Annotated in this window: 14 protein-coding genes and 3 tRNA genes; 10 read left to right on the top strand and 7 right to left on the bottom strand. The window is 59.5% G+C overall.

Going from position 1 to position 20127, the window contains the following annotated elements; all coding sequences use genetic code 11:
* Positions 1-92: 92 nt before the first annotated feature.
* From ptrA to recD, 3 genes are read left to right on the top strand one after another with little or no spacing between them, the layout of a single operon-like run.
* A complete protein-coding gene (gene ptrA, locus AC6I7J_RS04155; protein WP_498006893.1) occupies positions 93-2990 on the top strand; it encodes a pitrilysin in 2898 nt (965 codons plus the stop codon).
* Positions 2987-6526: an exodeoxyribonuclease V subunit beta gene (gene recB, locus AC6I7J_RS04160; RefSeq protein ID WP_498006894.1), complete on the top strand. Its 3540-nt coding sequence runs from the start codon at positions 2987-2989 to the stop codon at positions 6524-6526. Before ptrA ends, recB begins: the two co-directional genes overlap by 4 nt.
* Positions 6523-8370, top strand: a complete 1848-nt coding sequence (gene recD, locus AC6I7J_RS04165) for an exodeoxyribonuclease V subunit alpha (protein WP_498006895.1) — start codon at positions 6523-6525, stop codon at positions 8368-8370. Before recB ends, recD begins: the two co-directional genes overlap by 4 nt.
* 52 nt (positions 8371-8422) lie before the next feature.
* Here recD and argA read toward each other — a convergent pair whose 3' ends face one another.
* Positions 8423-9751, bottom strand: a complete 1329-nt coding sequence (gene argA / locus AC6I7J_RS04170; RefSeq protein WP_021506712.1) for an amino-acid N-acetyltransferase — start codon at positions 9749-9751, stop codon at positions 8423-8425.
* A 232-nt stretch (positions 9752-9983) separates the two neighbouring features.
* Between argA and amiC the strand changes: the two genes are divergently transcribed.
* Complete coding sequence (gene amiC, locus AC6I7J_RS04175) at positions 9984-11219, top strand: N-acetylmuramoyl-L-alanine amidase AmiC (protein ID WP_031279511.1); 1236 nt, start codon at positions 9984-9986, stop codon at positions 11217-11219.
* 89 nt (positions 11220-11308) lie between these two features.
* On the opposite strand, the gene AC6I7J_RS04180 is transcribed toward amiC, so the two are convergent.
* The 3 genes from AC6I7J_RS04180 to AC6I7J_RS04190 form a co-directional block, all read right to left on the bottom strand.
* Positions 11309-11385: transfer RNA gene (locus tag AC6I7J_RS04180), tRNA-Met, on the bottom strand.
* Positions 11386-11437: 52 nt separating this feature from the next.
* Positions 11438-11514: transfer RNA gene (locus tag AC6I7J_RS04185), tRNA-Met, on the bottom strand.
* Positions 11515-11566: 52 nt separating this feature from the next.
* A tRNA-Met gene (locus AC6I7J_RS04190) sits at positions 11567-11643 on the bottom strand.
* A gap of 207 nt (positions 11644-11850) precedes the next feature.
* Between AC6I7J_RS04190 and mltA the strand changes: the two genes are divergently transcribed.
* Positions 11851-12999 (top strand): murein transglycosylase A, encoded by a 1149-nt coding sequence (mltA, locus tag AC6I7J_RS04195; protein WP_021507388.1) that lies wholly within the window; start codon positions 11851-11853, stop codon positions 12997-12999.
* Between the two features lie 60 nt (positions 13000-13059).
* Positions 13060-13866 carry a tRNA cyclic N6-threonylcarbamoyladenosine(37) synthase TcdA gene (gene tcdA / locus AC6I7J_RS04200; protein WP_498006896.1) on the top strand — a complete coding sequence of 269 codons (807 nt, stop codon included), beginning with the start codon at positions 13060-13062 and terminating at the stop codon, positions 13864-13866.
* On the opposite strand, the gene csdE is transcribed toward tcdA, so the two are convergent.
* Both csdE and csdA read right to left on the bottom strand, forming a co-directional pair.
* Positions 13854-14306 (bottom strand): cysteine desulfurase sulfur acceptor subunit CsdE, encoded by a 453-nt coding sequence (gene csdE / locus AC6I7J_RS04205; protein WP_021507386.1) that lies wholly within the window; start codon positions 14304-14306, stop codon positions 13854-13856. The two genes, tcdA and csdE, sit on opposite strands and share 13 nt — an antisense overlap.
* 4 nt (positions 14307-14310) lie before the next feature.
* A complete protein-coding gene (gene csdA, locus AC6I7J_RS04210; protein ID WP_498006897.1) occupies positions 14311-15516 on the bottom strand; it encodes a cysteine desulfurase CsdA in 1206 nt (401 codons plus the stop codon).
* 208 nt (positions 15517-15724) lie between these two features.
* Between csdA and AC6I7J_RS04215 the strand changes: the two genes are divergently transcribed.
* The 4 genes from AC6I7J_RS04215 (at position 15725) to rlmM (ending at position 18748) form a co-directional block, all read left to right on the top strand.
* Positions 15725-15949, top strand: a complete 225-nt coding sequence (locus tag AC6I7J_RS04215) for a YgdI/YgdR family lipoprotein (RefSeq protein WP_010616412.1) — start codon at positions 15725-15727, stop codon at positions 15947-15949.
* A 342-nt stretch (positions 15950-16291) separates the two neighbouring features.
* Positions 16292-17209: a transcriptional regulator GcvA gene (locus tag AC6I7J_RS04220; RefSeq protein ID WP_010616414.1), complete on the top strand. Its 918-nt coding sequence runs from the start codon at positions 16292-16294 to the stop codon at positions 17207-17209.
* Positions 17210-17259: 50 nt separating this feature from the next.
* Positions 17260-17655: a DUF423 domain-containing protein gene (locus AC6I7J_RS04225; RefSeq protein ID WP_021507384.1), complete on the top strand. Its 396-nt coding sequence runs from the start codon at positions 17260-17262 to the stop codon at positions 17653-17655.
* Complete coding sequence (gene rlmM / locus AC6I7J_RS04230) at positions 17648-18748, top strand: 23S rRNA (cytidine(2498)-2'-O)-methyltransferase RlmM (protein ID WP_021507383.1); 1101 nt, start codon at positions 17648-17650, stop codon at positions 18746-18748. The genes AC6I7J_RS04225 and rlmM overlap by 8 nt, the downstream gene beginning before the upstream one ends.
* Before the next feature lie 591 nt (positions 18749-19339).
* On the opposite strand, the gene xni is transcribed toward rlmM, so the two are convergent.
* Positions 19340-20107, bottom strand: coding sequence for a flap endonuclease Xni (xni, locus tag AC6I7J_RS04235; RefSeq protein ID WP_215481468.1), 768 nt, complete (start codon positions 20105-20107; stop codon positions 19340-19342).
* Between the last annotated feature and the right edge of the window lie 20 nt (positions 20108-20127).

Raw genomic sequence — 20127 nt, forward strand, 5'->3', positions numbered from 1 at the left:
CTGTACCTTGGCAGCCACCGTCTTATAAGAAAGTGTTTGAGTATCCCGACCGGCGCAACGCCGGCGGATAAGGGTAACGTTAAGGGGTTGAAATGCGGATTTACGCACGCTGGATAGGAGCGCTGCTGCTGAGCATGCTGGCGCTGAATGCCTTTGCCGACGACGGGCGCGGCTGGCAGCCGATTGATGAAACCATCCGCAAGAGCGATCACGATCCGCGCAGTTATCAGGCCATTACCCTGAGCAACGGCATGACGGTGCTGCTGGTGTCAGATGCTGCCGCGCCGAAATCGCTGGCAGCGCTGACGTTACCGATCGGTTCTCTGGACGATCCCGACAGTCAGCTGGGCCTGGCACACTATCTGGAACACATGGTGCTGATGGGGTCAAAAAATTATCCGCAGCCGGATAACCTGGCGGAGTTTCTCAAGAAGCACGGTGGTAGCCACAATGCCAGCACAGCCTCGTACCGCACCGCGTTTTACCTGGAAGTCGAAAACGATGCGCTGCAACCGGCGGTGGATCGTCTGGCGGATGCGATTGCGCAACCCCTGCTCGACCCGACCAACGCGGACCGCGAGCGGCATGCGGTTAACGCTGAGCTGACGATGGCACGCTCGCGCGATGGGCTGCGTATGGCGCAGGTTGGCGCGGAAACCCTCAACCCGGCGCACCCCGGCTCGCGCTATTCGGGCGGTAACCTTGATACCCTGAGTGACAAACCCGACAGCAACCTGCATCAGGCGCTGCTCGATTTCTATCACCGCCACTATTCGGCGAATCTGATGAAAGCGGTGATTTACAGTAACAAACCGCTGCCGGAGATGGCGACGATCGCTGCACAGACCTTTGGTCGCGTGGCCAATCATCAGGCCAGCGTGCCGGACATTACCGTGCCGGTGGTCACCGATGCGCAGAAAGGCATCATCATTCATTACGTGCCAGCACAGCCGCGCAAGCAGCTGAAAATTGAGTTTCGCATCGCCAACGACAGCGACCAGTTCCGTAGCAAAACCGACACCTTAATCAGTTATCTGCTGGGCAACCGCAGCAAAAATACCCTGAACGACTGGCTGCAGCAGCAGGGACTGGCGGATGGCGTCAATGCCGGCGCGGATCCGATGACCGAGCGCAACAGCGGCGTGTTTGCCATCTCGGTTTCGCTGACCGACAAAGGCCTGGCACAGCGCGATCGCGTGGTGGCTGCAGTATTCAGCTACCTTGATATGCTGCGCAAACAAGGCATCGACAAGCGCTATTTCGATGAAGTTGCGCACGTGCTGGCGCTGGATTTCCGCTATCCATCAATTACCCGCGATATGGATTACATTGAGTGGCTGGTGGATACCATGCTGCGCGTGCCGGTAACGCACACGCTGGATGCGCCTTATCTGGCCGACCGCTATGATGCGGCCGCGATCAACGCCCGTCTGGCTGAGATGACGCCGCAGAACGCCCGCATCTGGTACATCAGTCCCGCTGAGCCGCACAACAAACAGGCTTACTTTGTGAATGCGCCTTATCAGGTGGATAAAATCACCGCCGCGCAGTTTAGCGACTGGCAGCAGCAGGCGCAGCAGATTCCGCTGTCGCTGCCGACCCTGAATCCCTACATTCCGTCGGATTTCTCCCTCATCCCCTCTGACGGTAAGCATTACGATCATCCGGTGGCGCTGACCAATGGCGACAGCATGCGCATCTACTGGATGCCGAGCCAGTTCTACGCCAGCGAGCCGAAGGCCGCTATTACGCTCGCGCTGCGTAACAAATCCGCGATCAGCGATGCGCGCCAGCAGGTGTTGTTTGGTCTCAACGACTACCTCTCCAGCCTGGCGCTGGATGAGCTGAATTCGCAGGCTTCGGTGGGCGGCATCAGCTTCTCCACCGGTGAGGACGACGGGCTGGTATTCAATGCCAGCGGCTTCACCCAGCGCCTGCCGGAGCTGCTGAAAAAGCTGGTTGAAGGCTACGCCAACTTCCAGCCGGATGCGCAGCAGCTGGAGCAGGCGAAATCCTGGTATCTGGATCGGCTGGAAGCAGCGGAAAAGGGCAAAGCGTTTGAACAGGCGATTCAGCCGATGCAAATGCTGTCCCAGCTGCCTTATACCCAGCGTGAGGCGCGACGCCAGCTGGTGAAACAGATCACGCTGCAGGAGGTGATGGATTACCGCGATGCGCTGATCCAGCACGCCACGCCGGAAATGATGGTGGTCGGCAACCTGTCGGCCGATCGCGTCAGGCAGCTGGGCGAAGAGCTTAAACAGCAGCTGCACAGCACGGGGCACGGTTACTGGCACAGCAATTATGTGGTGGTGGATAAGCCGATCAAAGCCAACCTGCAGAAAACCGGCAGCAGCACCGACTCAGCGCTGGCGACGCTGTATGTGCCGCTCGGCTACAGCGAGTATCAAAGTATGGCTAACAGCACCATGCTGAGCCAGATTGTGCAGCCGTGGTTCTACAATCAGCTGCGCACCGAGGAGCAGCTGGGCTATGCGGTGTTCGCTTATCAGATGCCGATTGGTCGCCAGTGGGGCATTGGCTTCCTGCTGCAAAGCAACAGTAAACCGCCCGCTTATCTGCTGCAGCGTTTCCAGGCGTTCTATCCGCAGGCGGAACAGCGTCTGCGCAGCATGAAAGCGGAGGATTTCGCCCAGTATCAGCAGGCACTGATCAACGATCTGAAACAGCGTCCGCAAACGCTGGATGAAGAGGCCAACCGTTACAGTCGTGATTTCAATCGCCAGAACTTCGCGTTTGATACACGCGAAAAAGCCATTGCGCAAATTCAGCAGCTGACACCGGCCAGCCTGGCTGACTTTTTCCATCAGGCCGTGCTGGCGCAGCAGGGCATGGCGATGATCTCGCAGATTGGCGGCAGTCACGATGGCACCCACGATGCGGATTACGCGCCGCTGCCGGGCTTTACCACCTGGGATGAAGTCGCCCGGCTGCAGCAGTCGCTCTCCGTGAAGAGTGATGCGCCATGAGTCAGCGCCCTGAATCGCTCAATCCCCTGACGCTGCCGCTGCAGGGTGAGCGTTTGATTGAGGCCTCCGCTGGCACCGGTAAGACCTTTACCATTGGTCTGCTCTACCTGCGTTTGCTGCTGGGACTCGGCGGGCAAAATGCCTATGCGCGCCCGCTGTCGGTGGAAGAGATTCTGGTGGTGACCTTTACCGAAGCCGCCACCGCCGAACTGCGCGGCCGTATCCGGGAAAATATTCATGAGCTGCGGCTGGCCTGTCTGCGCGGCGTCAGCGCAAATCCGATGCTGATGCAGCTGCTGGCCGACATTGCCCAGCCCGCTGAGGCGGCCTCGCTGCTGCTGGCGGCGGAACGGCAGATGGACGAGGCGTCGATTTTCACCATTCACGGCTTCTGCCAGCGCATGCTCAATCTCAATGCATTTGAGTCCGGTATGCTGTTCGAGCAGCAGCTGATTGAAGATGAACAGCAGCTGTTGCGTCAGGCGACGGCGGATTTCTGGCGGCGCCACTGCTATCCGCTGACGCTGGATATTGCGCGCGTCATCGTTGCGGAATGGAGCGGGCCGGAACAGCTGTTGTCGACGCTGCGCCCGTGGCTGCAGGGCGAGTCGCCCAGCCTGCGTCTGGCGCCGCACGACAGTGAAACCCTGACATCGCGCCACAGCAGCAACCTGGCGCGTATTGCCGAAATGAAAGCGCAGTGGCGGGCGCTGGGCGAAGAGGTGCTGACGCTGGTCGGGCAGTCTGATGTCGATAAGCGCAGCTACAGCAGCAAAAACCTGCCGCTGTGGGTCAGCAAAGTCAGCGCCTGGGCGCAGAGCGAGACCGCGGATTACCAGATCCCCGCCGAGCTGGCGCGTTTCGGTCAGCAGGTGCTCAATGAAAAAACTAAAAAGGGCGCGCCACCACAGCACCCGTTGTTTGCTGCCATTGATACGTTCCTGGCGCAGCCGCTGTCGCTGCGCGATTTGGTGATTGCACGCGCGCTGGTGGAGGTGCGTCACGCGGTGCGTAAAGAGAAACGCCTGCAGGCGCTGCTGGGGTTTGACGATCTGCTGAGCCGGCTGGACGAGGCGCTGCAACAGCCCGGCGGCGAGCAGCTGGCGCAGGCGATTCGCCAGCGCTTTCCGGTGGCGCTGATTGATGAATTCCAGGATACCGATCCGCTGCAGTACCGTATTTTCCGCACGCTCTATTTACAGCAGCCGCAGCATGCGCTGCTGCTGATTGGCGACCCGAAACAGGCTATCTACGCCTTCCGCGGTGCGGACATCTTTACCTATATTCGCGCGCGCGGTGAAGTTCACGCGCACTACACGCTGGATACCAACTGGCGCTCGTCACCGGCGATGGTGGAGAGCGTCAATCAGCTGTTTATGCGCCAGCCCGCACCGTTTCTGTTTGCGGACATCCCGTTTCTGCCGGTCAATGCCGCGCCGCCCAATCAGCGTTTGTCGCTGAGTATCGACGGCGAGGAACAGGCCGCGCTGCGCTTCTGGCTACAGCCGGGCGCAGGCTGCAGCGTCAGCGAATACCAGCAGCTGATGGCGCAGCAGTGCGCCGCTGATATCAGCCGCTGGCTGCAGGCGGGTCAGCAACAGCGCGCGCTGCTGGGCAAAACCCCCGATCAGCGGCCGGTGCAGGCCTCGGACATCACGGTACTGGTGCGCAGCCGGAACGAAGCCAATCTGATTCGCGCCGCGCTCAATCAGCTCGGCATCCCTTCGGTGTATCTCTCCAACCGCGACAGCGTGTATACCACGCCCGAGGCGCGAGAACTGCTGTGGCTGTTGCAGGCGATCCTTGCACCCGAGCAGGAGCGGATGCTGCGCACCGCGCTGGCCACGTCGCTGTTTGCCTTTGATGCCGCGCAGCTGGACGCACTGGATCAGGATGCACGCGGCTGGGATGCGCTGGTGGATACCTTTGCCCGCTGGCAGCAATTGTGGCACCAGCGTGGCGTACTGCCGATGCTGCGTCAGCTGATGCTGGAGCGCCAGCTGGCAGAAAATCTGCTGGCCTCAGAGAATGGCGAGCGTCGCCTGACCGATCTGCTGCATCTCGGCGAACTGCTGCAGGAGGCGGCGGCACAGCTCGACAGTCCGCACGCGCTGGTGCGTTATCTGGCGCAGCAAATCGCCCGACCGGACAGCCAGTCGGCCAGCCAGCAGCTGCGGCTGGAGAGCGACCGCCACCTGGTGCAGATTGTCACTATCCATAAATCCAAGGGGTTACAGTATCCGCTGGTGTGGCTGCCGTTTGCCGCCGGTTTCCGCGAGGCCGATATCGCGCTCTATCACGACCGCGAGCATTACAACGCGGTGCTGGATTTGCAGAATGATGAGCAAAGTCTGGCGCTGGCAGAGCAGGAGCGGCTGGCAGAGGATTTACGCCTGCTGTACGTGGCGCTGACGCGTTCGGTGTATCACTGCAGCGTCGGCGTGGCACCGCTGTTTCGCGGCACGCGCAAGAAAGAGGGCGAGAGCGATTTACATAAAAGCGCGCTGGGTTTCCTGCTGCAGCGCGGCGAGCCGGCCACCGCAGAACAGCTGGCGAGTTTACTGCACGACATCAGCGTGACCGGAACCGAAGTGGTGCTGGCGCAGCCGCAGGGCCATGAACGCTGGCAGGCGCTGGACGAGGTTGACGATGAGCTGGATGCGCGCAGCGTCACGCGCGCGCTGGCCGATCCGTGGCGTGTCACCAGCTACTCCGGGTTGCAGCAGCACGGCAGTCACCGTTTGCTGGATGTGATGCCGGGCTTCGATGCGGAAGCGGTCGGGGAAGATCGCGAGGCGGAAGTGCTGGAAGCCGCGCTGACGCCGCACCATTTCCCGCGTGGCGCAGCGCCCGGGACTTTCCTGCATACGCTGTTTGAATCGCTCGACTTCACCCAGCCGCCTTTAGCGCCGCAGCTGGAACAGCAGTTACAGCAGAGCGGCTATCCGCTGCACTGGCAGCCGATGCTGAGCGAGTGGATTACCCGCGTGGTGAACACGCCGCTCAACACTCAAGGGATCCGGCTGAGCGACATCACACCGGGCAATCGCCTGATCGAGATGGAGTTCTATCTGCCGATTGATGGACTGCTGACGGCACCGGCGCTGGACGCGTTGATGCGGCAGGATCCGCTGTCGCGTCAGGCGCCGCCGCTCGACTTCCGTCAGGTGCAGGGCATGCTGAAAGGCTTCATCGACCTGGTATTTCGCTGGCAGGGCAAATACTATCTGCTGGATTACAAATCTAACTGGCTGGGCGAGAGCCATCAGGCATACACACCGCAGGCGATGGCGCAGGCGATGATCGACCACCGTTACGATTTGCAGTATCAGCTGTATACGCTGGCGCTGCATCGCTATTTGCAGCACCGCCTGACGGATTACGATTATGAACAGCATTTTGGCGGCGTATTCTATCTGTTTTTACGCGGCATGGATGGCAGCTCGCCGGATAACGGGGTGTTCCATACCCGACCGACGTCAGATTTCGTTTCACAACTGGATAGCCTGTTTCGCGGGCCGGGAGCAGCAGCATGAGTAGCATGAGTACGCTATTGGCACAGGCGGCAGAACTGCGCCTGCTGCGGGCGCTGGATATTCAGTTTGCCCGGCTGCTGGCCGACGACGATCGGCCCGCGCATCTGCTGGCGGCTGCCTGTCTCAGCGCGGAAGCCGGTGACGGTCACGTCTGCCTGCCGCTGTCGCAGCTTACCCGCGAAGGGCTGTTTAGCGGTCGTCATCCGGAGCTGGCGCACGCCATCTGGCAGGCCGCCGGCGAGCCGCAGGACTGGCCGGCGCTGCTGGCGGACTGGCAGGCGCTCAGCGCCAGCGATCGCCCGGCACCGGTGGTGCTGCGTGATAACCGGCTCTATCTGCACCGGCTCTGGCATCACGAAGGGGAAGTGGCGCGCTTCTTCCAGCCACAGGCGGCGCCGCAGCTGTTTGCGCCCGAACAGGTGCGCCTCGTGCTGGATACCTTTTTCGGCAGCCAGCCTGAGGACTGGCAGAAAATTGCGGCGGCGGTGGCGCTGACGCAAAAAACCGCGGTGATTTCTGGCGGGCCTGGCACCGGCAAAACCACCACGGTGGCGAAGCTGCTGGCGGCGCTGATTCGCCTCAGTGAGGGAACCCTGCGCATTCAGCTGGCCGCCCCTACCGGCAAGGCGGCGGCGCGGCTCACCGAGTCGCTGGGTAAGGCGCTGCGCAGTCTCGACGTCAGCGATGCGGAGCGCCAGCGTTTTCCGGCAGAAGCCACCACGCTGCACCGTTTACTCGGTGCCCAGCCGGAGACGCAGCGCCTGCGCTACCACGCCGGTAATCCGCTGCATCTCGACGTGCTGGTGGTCGATGAAGCCTCGATGGTCGATCTTGGCATGATGGCAAACCTGATCGCCGCGCTGCCCGATCACGCGCGGGTGATTTTTCTCGGCGATCGCGACCAGCTGGCCTCGGTTGAAGCCGGTGCGGTGCTCGGGGATATCTGCCGCTGTGCCGAGGCGGGCTACAGTCCGGTGCGCGCGTTGCAGCTCACCACGCTGACCGGCTGCGAGGTTGCCGGCACCGATGATGCGGTGGCCCCGGCGGTGCGCGATGCCATCTGCCTGCTGCGCAAAAGCTACCGTTTCGCGGCGCACTCCGGCATCGGTCAGCTGGCTGCGGCGGTCAACGCCGGCGAAGCGCAGGCGGTCGAGGCGGCCTTTCAGGCGGGCTTCAGTGATATCGTGCGCCAGCCGCTCAACGATGCCGAAGCGTATCAGGCGATGCTGACGCAGATTGCCGAAGGCTATCGGCCATTTCTCCAGCTGATTAACCAGCGTGCTGCACCGGCCGAGGTGATTGCTGCGTTTGGCCGTTATCAGCTGCTGTGCGCCCTGCGTGAAGGGCCATTTGGCGTGCAGGGGCTCAATCAGCGTATTGAGCACAAGCTGATGCAGCTGCAGCTGATTCGTCGTCCGGCAGGAGGCAGCCGCTGGTATCAGGGGCGTCCGGTGATGGTGACGCGTAACGACAGCGCGCTCGGCCTGTTCAATGGTGACATCGGCATTACGCTGTTCGATGAGGAAGGGCTGCTCAAGGTGTTCTTCCCGCTGCCTGATGGCAGCATCAAAGCGGTACAGCCAAGTCGCCTGCCGGCCCATGACACGGCATGGGCGATGACGGTGCACAAATCACAGGGTTCAGAGTTTGACCACACCGCGCTGGTGATGCCGGCTCAGTTCCTGCCGGTACTGACGCGCGAGCTGATATACACGGCTATTACCCGGGCGCGCAGCCAGCTGACGCTGTTCAGTGATGAAGCGGTGTTCCGGCGTGCGGTGCAGTTGCGCACGCAGCGGCGCAGCGGGTTGCTGGATCGCTTAGGGGGAGAAGAGGGCAGATGATTGCGCCGCCGCGGGGAATAGCCCTCAGCGGCGCTTTGATGAGCAGTGGCGCTTAGCGTAAGTCTGCCATCAGCACTTTGGAACGACGCTGATAGTTGTACATCTGCTTTTTGCTTTCAGGCAGCGACTCAATATCCACCGGCGTGAAGCCGCGCTCCTGGAACCAGTGGATACTGCGCGTGGTCAGCACGAACAGCTTCTTCAGCCCCATCTGCCGTGCCTGCAGCGCCACGCGCTCCAGCAGCAGCTCGCCGCGTGACGAGCTGCGATAGTCGGGATGCACCGCCACGCAGGCCATCTCGCCGATTTGCTCGTCCGGGAACGGATAGAGCGCTGCGCAGGCGATGGTCATATTGTCGCGCTGAATAATGGTGAATTTGTCGATCTCCATCTCCAGCTGCTCGCGCGAACGGCGCACCAGAATGCCCTGCTGCTCCAGCGGTCGAATCAGTTCAAGAATCCCGCCGATGTCGTTGATGTTGGCGCGGCGAATCTGCTCGGCCGACTCCATGACAATCTGCGTACCGATACCGTCACGCGAGAACAGCTCCTGCAGCAGTGCGCCATCTTCCTGATAGCTGATCAGATGGCTGCGGCGCACGCCGCTGCGGCAGGCTTTGACCGCGCCACGCAGGAAGCGCACGGTGCCGGAGAGAAAATCACCGTCGCTCTCCATTTCATCAATCCGCGTCTGCGCCTCGTTCGGGAACAGCTCGGAAATGATGGTGCCTTCGCGATCGGTTACGCCCTGTTCGGAGCAGAAACCGATCATCTTCTCGGCTTTCAGCTTAATCGCCAGCTGCGTCGCCACCTCTTCCGAGGTCAGGTTAAAGCTCTCGCCGGTCACCGAGACCGCTACCGGCCCCAGCAGCACAATGGCATTGTTATCCAGCTGACGATGGATCGCCTCTTCGTCAATGCGGCGGATGCGGCCGCTGTGGCAGTAATCGACGCCGTCATCCACGCCCAGCGGCTGAGCGATGATGAAGTTACCGCTCACCACATTAATATGCGCGCCCTGTAGCGGCGTATTATTCAGGCTCATCGACAGACGCGCCGTAATATCGAGCTGTAAACGCCCGGCCGCCTGCTTCACCAGCTCCAGCGATTGGGCATCGGTCACGCGGGTGTGTTTGTGATAAATCGGTTCCAGCTGCTGCTGCGCGAGGCTGGCATCGATCTGCGGCCGCGCGCCATAAACCACCACCAGGCGAATGCCGAGACTATGCAACAGGCCGATATCGTTAACGATGCTGGAGAAGTTCTCATGCTCGATGGCCTCGCCACCCAGCATGATGACAAACGTCTTGTCACGGTGGGCATTAATATAGGGAACGGTATGGCGAAAACCCTGAACCAGTTCGGTACTGCGTTCCTTCACGGCAAACCCTCTGTGAATGGTTATTCGAAATTTATGTATTTTTATGCTCTTTCGCCACTTTTTGCAAGCATCGGACCTGACGTTACTTTACGATTTTCCTGATGCAAGCCACGCTAACAGACTGCATTATCTGGTTTTTCCGGCAAGACAAGACATTCCTCATTGAATAAAGTTTTCGCCTTCTGCTCGTCAACTGACGATTTTTTAGACATAACACAGTAGCTGGAGCGGCATGTCCGAAGCTTTTACCCGAAGACGACTTTTACAGGGCGCAGGTGCGCTGTGGTTGCTGAGCGTGACGCGCAGCGGTTTTGCGGCAAGTCAGCACATTGTGGCCGTGCGCATCTGGCCATCCTCGACTTACTCGCGCGTGACGCTGGAATCCAACGTCGCGCTGCACTATAAGCAGTTCACGCTGAGCAATCCCGAACGGCTGGTGATCGATATCCAGAACCTGCACATCAACAGCGCGCTGAAAGGCATCGATAAGCTGGTGCGGGTGGACGATCCCTACATTAAAACCGCGCGCGTCGGTCAGTTCGATCCCACCACGGTGCGCGTGGTGCTGGAGCTGAAGCGCAGCGTGGCACCGAAAACCTTCACCCTCGATCCGGTCGCGGGTATTCGCCACCGGCTGGTGGTCGATCTCTATCCCAGCCAGTCGTCACAGGAAGAGGATCCGCTGCTGGCGTTACTGAAGGATTACAACCAGGGCGAACTGGAGCGCGATCAACCGGCGCAGGCGCCGCTACCGGGTAAAGCCGGGCGCGATCGACCGATTATTATCATGATCGATCCCGGTCACGGCGGGGAAGATCCCGGGGCGCACGGCAAGTACAAAACGCGCGAGAAAGATATCGTGCTGAAGATTGGACGCTATCTGAAAGCGCTGATCGACAAAGAACGTAATATGAAGGCTTACATGACGCGCAACGAAGATGTGTTTATACCGCTGCGCGTGCGGGTAGCGAAAGCGCGCAAGCAGCGCGCCGATCTGTTTGTCTCAATTCACGCCGACGCTTTTACCAGCCGGGCGGCGCGTGGCTCTTCGGTCTTCGCGCTCTCCACCAGCGGCGCAACCTCGGCCGCTGCGCGCTTTCTCGCCCAGACGCAGAACGAAGCGGATTTGATCGGCGGGGTCAGCATGAGCGGCGATCGCTATCTCGACCACACCATGTTCGATATGGTGCAGCGGCAGACCATCAGCGACAGTCTGAAGTTTGGCAAAGAAGTGCTGACGCGCATGGGCCACATTAACCATCTGCATAAACGCACGGTGGATCAGGCCGGCTTTGCGGTGCTGAAAGCGCCGGATATCCCGTCGATTCTGGTGGAAACGGCGTTTATCAGTAACGTCGAAGAGGAGCGGAAGCTGCGTACGCCGCGCTATCAGCATCAGGTGGCGGAAGCCATTCTGCACGGTATTAAGGCGTATTTTGACAAAGGCGGCGTGCTGGCACGACGTTAGGGCAGGGCGGCAGCGATGCCGCTTTTTTACCGGGCGCAGAAACAAAAAAACACCCGTCAGGGTGTTGTGATGTTCTTCGTCAGAAGAAGTGGTTGCGGGGGCCGGATTCGAACCGACGACCTTCGGGTTATGAGCCCGACGAGCTACCAGGCTGCTCCACCCCGCGTCCGTCTGTCGCACTGAGCGACTTTGCACATTGTATTCTTCGTTAAGACAATTGGTTGCGGGGGCCGGATTCGAACCGACGACCTTCGGGTTATGAGCCCGACGAGCTACCAGGCTGCTCCACCCCGCGTCCGTCTGTCGCGCTTAGCGACTTGCCACATTGTCTCTTCATCACGAAGAATTGGTTGCGGGGGCCGGATTTGAACCGACGACCTTCGGGTTATGAGCCCGACGAGCTACCAGGCTGCTCCACCCCGCGTCCGTGGATGCGCACTATACACCGGGCGTATGATGATGCAACCCCTTTTTTGCGTTAAAGCGCTAAATAGACAAACAGTTGCTGAATTATTTGGCCATTGGGCGATTTATTATACAGATGTGAGCGCGCTAGCCTGCGGCAGATTTCATTCTGTCTGCCCCTTTGCTATCGTCGCCGTGCAAACAACCAGCTTAAAAAGAGAAGGTAATGAAAGGACATTGGGCGAAGTATGCACTTACTGGCGCATTTCTGGCGCTGTTAGCCGGTTGTAGCTCTAAGCCGACCGATCGCGGTCAGCAATATATTGATGGCAAGCTGGAGCAACCGCTCGGGCTGGTGAATGAGCCGAACGCCAAAGGGCGTCCGGTCAATGGCCGTGATTTCGGCCTGCAGGTGCAGCAGATCCAGTCGGCGTCGTCCGGTCTGTATGGCCGCAACCTCGGCACTTACAGTGCGATTCAGAACTGGCTGCTCTCCGGCGCCGATACGCGTCAGCTGCGCCAGTTCGGCCTGAACGCCTATCAGATGGAAGGCACCGACAGCTACGGCAACGTACAGTTTACCGGTTACTATACGCCGGTGGTGGAAGCGCGTTATACCCGTCAGGGCGAATTCCAGTATCCGATTTATCGCATGCCGCCGCGTCCGCGCGGACAGAAGCTGCCAAGCCGCGCTTCTATCTATAGTGGCGCACTGGATGAGCGTTATGTGATTGCCTGGAGTAACTCGCTGATCGACAACTTTATGATGGACGTGCAGGGCAGCGGCTATGTCGATTTCGGCGATGGCCGTCCGCTGCGTTTCTTCGGCTACGGCGGCAAGAACGGCTGGGCTTACCACAGTATTGGTAAAGAGCTGATCGATCGCGGTGAAGTGAAGCGCGAAGACATGTCGATGCAGGCGATTCGCCAGTGGGCGCAGGAGCACTCACCGCAGGAAGTGCGCAACGTACTGGAAACCAATCAGTCGTTCGTGTTCTTTAAGCCGGAAGAGTATGTGCCGGTGCGCGGTGCCAGCGCGGTACCGCTGATTGCCAAAGCCTCGGTGGCGTCCGATCGTTCGCTGATTCCCGCCGGTACGGCGCTGCTGGCTGAAGTGCCGCAGCTGAATGAGAAGGGCAAATTCAACGGCAAATATGAGATGCGCCTGATGGTCGCACTGGACGTGGGCGGCGCGATCAAAGGCCAGCACTTCGATATCTACCAGGGCGTCGGCCCGGATGCGGCGCATCTGGCGGGCTTCTACAACCATTATGGCCGCGTCTGGGTGCTGAAAGCCGCACCGGGAACTGGCCAGCCGCTGTTCAGCAATCCGCAAAACGGCAATAATGGTTCATTGATTATCGGCGCAAATTGATAGGCTGCGCACCCTGGGTTTGTCGGGTGCGCGTCTGCGCATCGTACTAAAAGGTTAGCTATGAAAGTTGTCAGCGACGCCTGGCGCCAGCGATTTGGCGGCACGGCGCGTCTCTACGGGCAGGAAGCACTGCAGCGTTTTGCTGACGCGCATTTCTGCGTCATCGGCATCGGCGGCGTCGGTTCCTGGGCGGCCGAAGCGCTGGCGCGCACCGGCATCGGTAAAATTACCCTGATCGACATGGACGATGTGTGTATTACCAATACCAACCGTCAGATTCATGCGTTGCAGGGGCATGTCGGTCAGGCGAAAACCGAGGTGATGGCGCAGCGTATCCACGCCATCAATCCGGAGTGTGAGGTGATCTGCATCGATGACTTTATCACGCCGGACAATACCGCTGAGCTGATGGCGGCGGCGTTCGACTATGTGATTGACGCGATTGATAGCGTGCGCCCTAAGGCTGCGCTGATCGCCTGGTGCCGGCGTAATAAGATCCCGCTGATCACTACCGGTGGCGCCGGCGGACAGATCGATCCGACGCAGATTCAGGTCAGTGACTTAGCCAAAACCATTCAGGATCCGCTGGCTGCCAAACTGCGCGAGCGGCTGAAAAGTGATTTTGGCGTAGTGAAAAACAGCAAGGGTAAACTGGGGATCGACTGCGTGTTCTCTACCGAGGCGCTGGTGTATCCGCAGCCGGACGGCAGCGTATGCGCTTCGCGCAGCACGGCGGAAGGGCCAAAGCGCATGGACTGTGCCGCCGGCTTTGGTGCGGCCACCATGGTGACCGCCACCTTTGGTTTTGTTGCGGTGTCGCACGCGCTGAAAAAATTTCTCGCGCGCGCGGCGCGTCAGTCTGCCTGATGCGCGCGGGCGGCGCGCTGTACTGCCTCAGCCAGCGCCTGTAAACCACTGCTGCGCGAGGCACTCAGCTGCGCGCGCAGCCCTAAGGTATCAAACAGCGCCAGCGGGTCCGTGGCTAACAGCGCGGCGGGCGTTTTTCCTTCCACCGCTGTCAGCAGCACTGCCAGCAATCCGCGCACGATGCGTCCCTCGCTGTCACCGTAAAAATGCAGCGTACCGTCGGCCCGCTGCTGGCTGCTGAGCCAGACGCGGTTTTCGCAGCCGGAGAGCTCAATTTCCGCCGTTTTCAGCGCTTCCGGCAGTGCCGGCAGCTGGCGGCTGAGCTGAATCAGCTGGCGGTAGCGATCTTCCCACTGATGAAAATGGGCAAACTTCTCCGTCAGGCTGGCTTCGGTAATCAGGTCACCAAACGGATGGGGGGCAAGCAGGGCTGATGTCATTACGTTACTCACTCAGTAAATCCACGGCATGGTGCATGGCGCGCACCAGCGCGTCCACGTCCTGCAGATTATTATAGGGGGCAAATGAGACGCGCAGCGTGCCGCTGACGCCAAGCGCCGCCATCAGCGGCTGGGCACAGTGCTGGCCGGCGCGCAGCGCGATGCCCTGTTCCGCCAGCAGCGTCACGATATCGCTGTGGTGAATACCGGCGATATCAAACGCCAGCAGGCTGGCGCTGCCGCAGCGGAAACTGCGGAAGCCGGGAATAGCGCTGAGTTGTTCTTCGGCAAGGCTGGCCAGCTGCTGGCTCCAGCGTTCGGCTTTTTCCGCATCGTACTGCCCCAGCCAGTCCAGCGCCGCACTCAGCCCGACCACGCCCGCCACGTTCGGCGTGCCTGCTTCAAAGCGCCACGGCACCGGCTGCGGCGTGAAGCCGCTGAAATCGACCTGCGTCAGCATTTTGCCGCCGCCCTGCCACGGCGGCATCGCGTCCAGCAGCTCCGCTTTGCCGTACAGCACACCAGTGCCCATCGGACCATACAGCTTGTGCGCGGAAAAGGCGTAGAAGTCGATATCCAGCACCTGCACATCCGGCGGGCAGTGCACCACGCCCTGCGCGCCATCCACCATCACTTTCGCCCCGACGCCGTGCGCCAGCGTAATCGCCTGCGCCAGATCCGGACAGCCGCCGGTCACGTTAGACATCTGACCTATCGCCAGCAGCCGGGTGCGTGCGTTAAGTAACTGCGGCAGCAGGGCGATATCCGGCCGCCGGTCTGCGCCAATCGGCCACTTTATCACTTTCGCACCGCTGGCCTGTGCCACCATCAGCCACGGCACCAGATTGGCGTGGTGCTCGGCTTCGCTCACCACAATCTCGTCGCCCGGCTGCAGGCGCGGCGCCAGCCAGCTGTGCGCCACCAGGTTGATGGCCTCCGTGGTGCCACGCGTCCAGACGATTTGCCGATCGTCCGCCGCCTGCAGCCAGTGCGCCACGCGCGCCCGCGCCTGTTCATATTGTGCCGTCAGCGCGCGGGCAGCGGCGAACTGGCTGCGGTGGACGGTGCCGCCGCTCAGCGAATAAAACTGCGCGGTCGCGTCAATCACCGCCTGCGGCTTTAGCGCGGTGGCAGCGCTGTCGAGATAGACACCCGCATCGCTCAGCGCGGGAAACTGCTGACGAAACTCGCCAGGAGAGAAATGGGTCATACTCAGCTCACTTACTTGGATGTTAGGACCAGGCTGAAAGCCACGCCGTGGCCTGGCAAAGCTGGAAAAGCGCGTTATGCTAATTATTGCAAGGTTTGAACCGAAACCCGCATAACGAATCGGTCTGTTCCAGTCGATCGCTCTGTTTGCTGCCACTGATCAGCGCACGCGGGTGGTTTAATGCAATCAATCTGCAAGGAGATAGAAGATGAATAAACTCGCCGCAGTGCTGGCCGTGTGCACCATGGCCTTTACCCTGGCCGCCTGTTCCAGCAACTACGTCATGCATACTAATGATGGTCGCACCATTGTTGCGGATGGCAAACCAAAAGTTGACGATGAAACCGGTATGATCAGCTATAAAGATGCCAATGGCAACGAGCAGCAGATTAACCGCTCAGATGTGAAAGAGATGGTGGAAATGGGCCAGTAAGCCCGGTTAGCAGGTAAAAAAAAGCACCGCAATTTGCGGTGCTATTTAAAATCACTATGGACAGACAGGGTAAATCTACAGGAATTAAAAGTTTGATCTGCAATCGTCAGATCAAAATGCAAACACAACATCACGACCACAAGCCAAAAGCTCTCTAAAAGTCTGCGATCTCTCGCACGTTTCCAGAAATCTTTTCGTTCCGGCTCAGGAAGTGCGGCAACTATAGGTATTTGCTGGAGCTTCCTCAACGGACAAATTATAATGTCTCGGATTAAAAAATCTAATACGTAACGACTTTGTATAAGTTGTAGTGTTACGCCGTCAATCCGGGTACGGAAAACCATGTCAAAACGCCTTCCGCCGCTTAATGCTCTTCGCGTCTTCGACGCTGCGGCCCGTCATTTGAGCTTCACCAAAGCCGCTGAGGAGCTGTTTGTAACCCAGGCGGCTGTCAGCCATCAGATTAAATCGCTGGAAGATTTTCTCGGTCTCAAGCTGTTTCGCCGGCGCAATCGTTCGCTGTTACTGACCGAAGAGGGTCAAAGCTACTATCTCGATATCAAAGAGATTTTTTCGGCACTGAACGATGCCACGCGCAAACTGCAGGCGCGCAGTGCCAAAGGGGCCCTCACCGTCAGCCTGTTGCCGAGTTTTGCCATTCAGTGGCTGGTTCCGCGCCTCTCCAGCTTTAATCTGGCTTATCCGGGCATTGATGTACGTATCCAGGCGGTGGACCGTGATGAGGAGAAGCTGGCCGACGATGTCGACGTGGCGATTTTTTACGGCCGCGGCAACTGGCCCGGTTTGCGGGTAGAAAAATTGTATGCCGAATATCTGCTGCCGGTCTGCTCGCCGCTGTTGCTGACCGGCGACAATCCGCTCAAATCACCGGCCGATCTGGCGCATTTCACGCTGCTGCATGACGCCTCGCGCCGTGACTGGCAATCCTATATTCGTCAGCTGGGCTTGCAGCACATTAATGTTCAGCAGGGGCCGATCTTCAGCCACAGCGCCATGGTGCTGCAGGCGGCGATCCACGGCCAGGGCGTGGCGCTGGCCAATAATGTGATGGCGCAGAGTGAAATTGAGGCCGGACGGCTGGTCTGTCCTTTCAACGATGTCTTAGTGAGTAAAAATGCTTTTTATCTGGTTTGTCATGACAGCCAGGCAGAACTGGGTAAAATAGCCGCCTTTCGGCAGTGGATTCTGGAAAAAGCCGCAACTGAACAAGAAAAATTCCGCTTCCGCTACGATCACTAACGCGTTGCCTGCCGCACAGTGATGTGCGGTTTCACCTTGAGGATAAATGAATGTCCAGTCGTGCCATGTTTATATTTGCCGCCATTAGCGGCTTTCTGCTGGTGGCGTTTGGTGCTTTTGGGGCGCACGTGCTGAGCAAAGCGCTCGGCGCGGCCGAGATGGCGTGGATCCATACCGGCCTTGAATATCAGGCGTATCATACGCTGGCGATTATCGGTATTGGCGCAGCGATGCTGCGTCGCGCCAATATCTGGTTTTACTGGAGCAGCGCCGCGATGGCGCTGGGTATCGTCCTGTTCAGCGGCAGCCTGTATTGTCTGGCGCTGTCGCACCTGAAGTTTTGGGTGTTTGTTACGCCGGTTGGAGGCCTGTGCTTCCTGATTGGCTGGTTTTTGATGTTGATTGGCGCGCTGCGTCTGAAACGAAAGGCAGATCGCCATGAATAAAGTTTTACTCTATTGCCGTCCGGGATTTGAGAAAGAGTGTGCGGCAGAAATCAGTGCCAAAGCAGCGGAACGTGAAATCTACGGTTTTCCGCGTGTTAAAGATGACGCCGGTTACGTGCTGTTTGAGTGCTATCAGCCAGAAGAGGCGGAAAAACTGATCGCCACGCTGCCGTTCGCAGAGCTGATTTTTGCCCGGCAAATGCTGGTGGTGGGCGAGCTGCTGCGCGATCTCCCGCCGGAAGATCGTATTACCCCGATCGTTGGCATGCTGAGCGGCGTGGTGGAGAAAGGCGGCGAGCTGCGCGTTGAAGTGCCCGACACCAATGAAGCCAAAGAGCTGACCAAATTTTGCCGCAAGCTGACGGTACCGCTGCGCGCCAGCCTGCGCGACAGCAAAATCCTGCTGAATTATGAGAGCAATAAACGTCCGGTGGTGCATGTGTTCTTTATCGCGCCGGGCACCTGCTACGTGGGTTATTCGCTGCCGCACAACAACTCGCCGTTTTACATGGGCATTCCGCGCCTGAAGTTCCCGGCCGATGCGCCAAGCCGCTCTACGCTGAAGCTGGAAGAAGCATTCCATGTGTTCGTGCCGGCCGATGAGTGGGACGAACGGCTGGGCAGCGGCATGTATGCGGTCGATCTTGGTGCCTGCCCCGGCGGCTGGACCTATCAGCTGGTGAAGCGCAGCATGTGGGTCTACGCGGTGGATAACGGCCCGATGGCGCCCAGCCTGATGGATACCGGACAGGTTACGCACTGCCGCGAAGACGGGTTCAAATTCCGCCCGCCGCGCAGCAACATCAGCTGGCTGGTGTGCGACATGGTGGAAAAACCGGTGCGCGTCGCCAGCCTGATGACCGAATGGCTGGTTAACGGCTGGTGCCGTGAGGCGATCTTCAACCTCAAGCTGCCAATGAAAAAGCGCTATGAAGAAGTCACGCAGAACCTGGCAATGATGGACGCGGCGCTGAAGGAGAAGGGCGTAAACGCTCAGATCCAGGCGCGCCAGCTGTATCACGACCGCGAAGAAGTGACCGTGCATGTGCGCCGGATTTGGGCGGCAGTCGGCGGACGGCGCGACGAACGCTAGTTCTGCTTCAATCGCAGCGTTGGCTGCGCCTGCTCGCCCCGGTCACATACTAATGTATGCTCCCGGGGACTCCCAGGCTTGCCGCCTTGCGCTAGCACAAATTATTTCGCAGATTGGCTGCTTCGTATTAATGCAGGTAACTGCAGGCCGCATAACATTTGTAGCGGCGCGATTCATCGCGCAATAAATTGCGCCGCTACCAAAACCGCAACCGGTGTGGAATGGGGCTGAAACCTGCCTGACCAGCTCGGGCTTGCCGTCCTGCGGTGGCACAAATTATTTCGCAGAACTTCTGCTTCATACTTTGCACTACCGCAGCGTTGGCTGCGCCTGCTCGCCCCGGTCACATACTGATGTATGCTCCCGGGGACTCTCAGGCTTGCCGCCTTGCGCTAGCACAAATTATTTCGCAGATTGGCTGCTTCGTATTAATGCAGGTAACTGCAGGCCGCATAACATTTGTAGCGGCGCGATTCATCGCGCAATAAATTGCGCCGCAACCAAACCCGCGATCGTTGCGGAATGGGACTGAAACCTGCCTGACCAGCTCAGGCTTGCCGTGCTGCTGTAGGGGCGCCATTCATGGCGACCTCAATGACGCGCCGGACCCTGATACCGCAGCGTATTTAAATTCCCCTGCAACACCAAATCCCGCTTCAGCGTTGACACCTGTCGGCACACCTCGGCGATTGCGCGGTGATCGCGTAACTTCTTCTGCCACTTCTCAGGTACCTGATCCAGCTGCTGATACAGGGCCTCAAGCGAACCAAACTGCAGCAGCAGTTCCCGTGCGCTTTTCGGCCCGATGCCGGGCACGCCTGGAATTTTGCTGCTGCTGATACCGCATAAGCCCCAGTAATCCGCCAGCTGGGCCGGCGCGACGCCGAACTCCTGTTCGATAAACGGCACGTCCAGCCAGCGCTTCTGAAAATAATCGCGGATGCGGATGCTCGGCGCCAGCAGCTGGCAGTAACCTTTATCGGTGGAAACGATGGTGGCCTGATGACCGGCGTCGGCCATCTTCACTGCCAGCGTCGCGGCCAGATCGTCCGCTTCATCATGTTCGGCAACCCAGCAGCTGACACCGCTGGCCTCAAAGGCCGCCTGCAGCGAGGCCATCTCCTGCTGTAAATCGTCCGGCATCGGCGGGCGACCCGCTTTATAGTCCGGCAATAACTGATGACGCCAGCCAGGCTGTCGGTCATGGCTGTCAAACACCGCCACCACGTGCGTTGGTCGCGTGTGGCCCAACAGCTGATGCAGCGCCGCCACGCAGGCCTCACGACAGGGCGAACCCTGCACCGCGTGCAGGCGGCGGATCAGATTGAGCGCGTCGATAATAAGCAGATGAAGCGACATAGTGATACCGGCAGCCCGCA

It is taken from the genome of Type-C symbiont of Plautia stali (genome assembly GCF_059730935.1).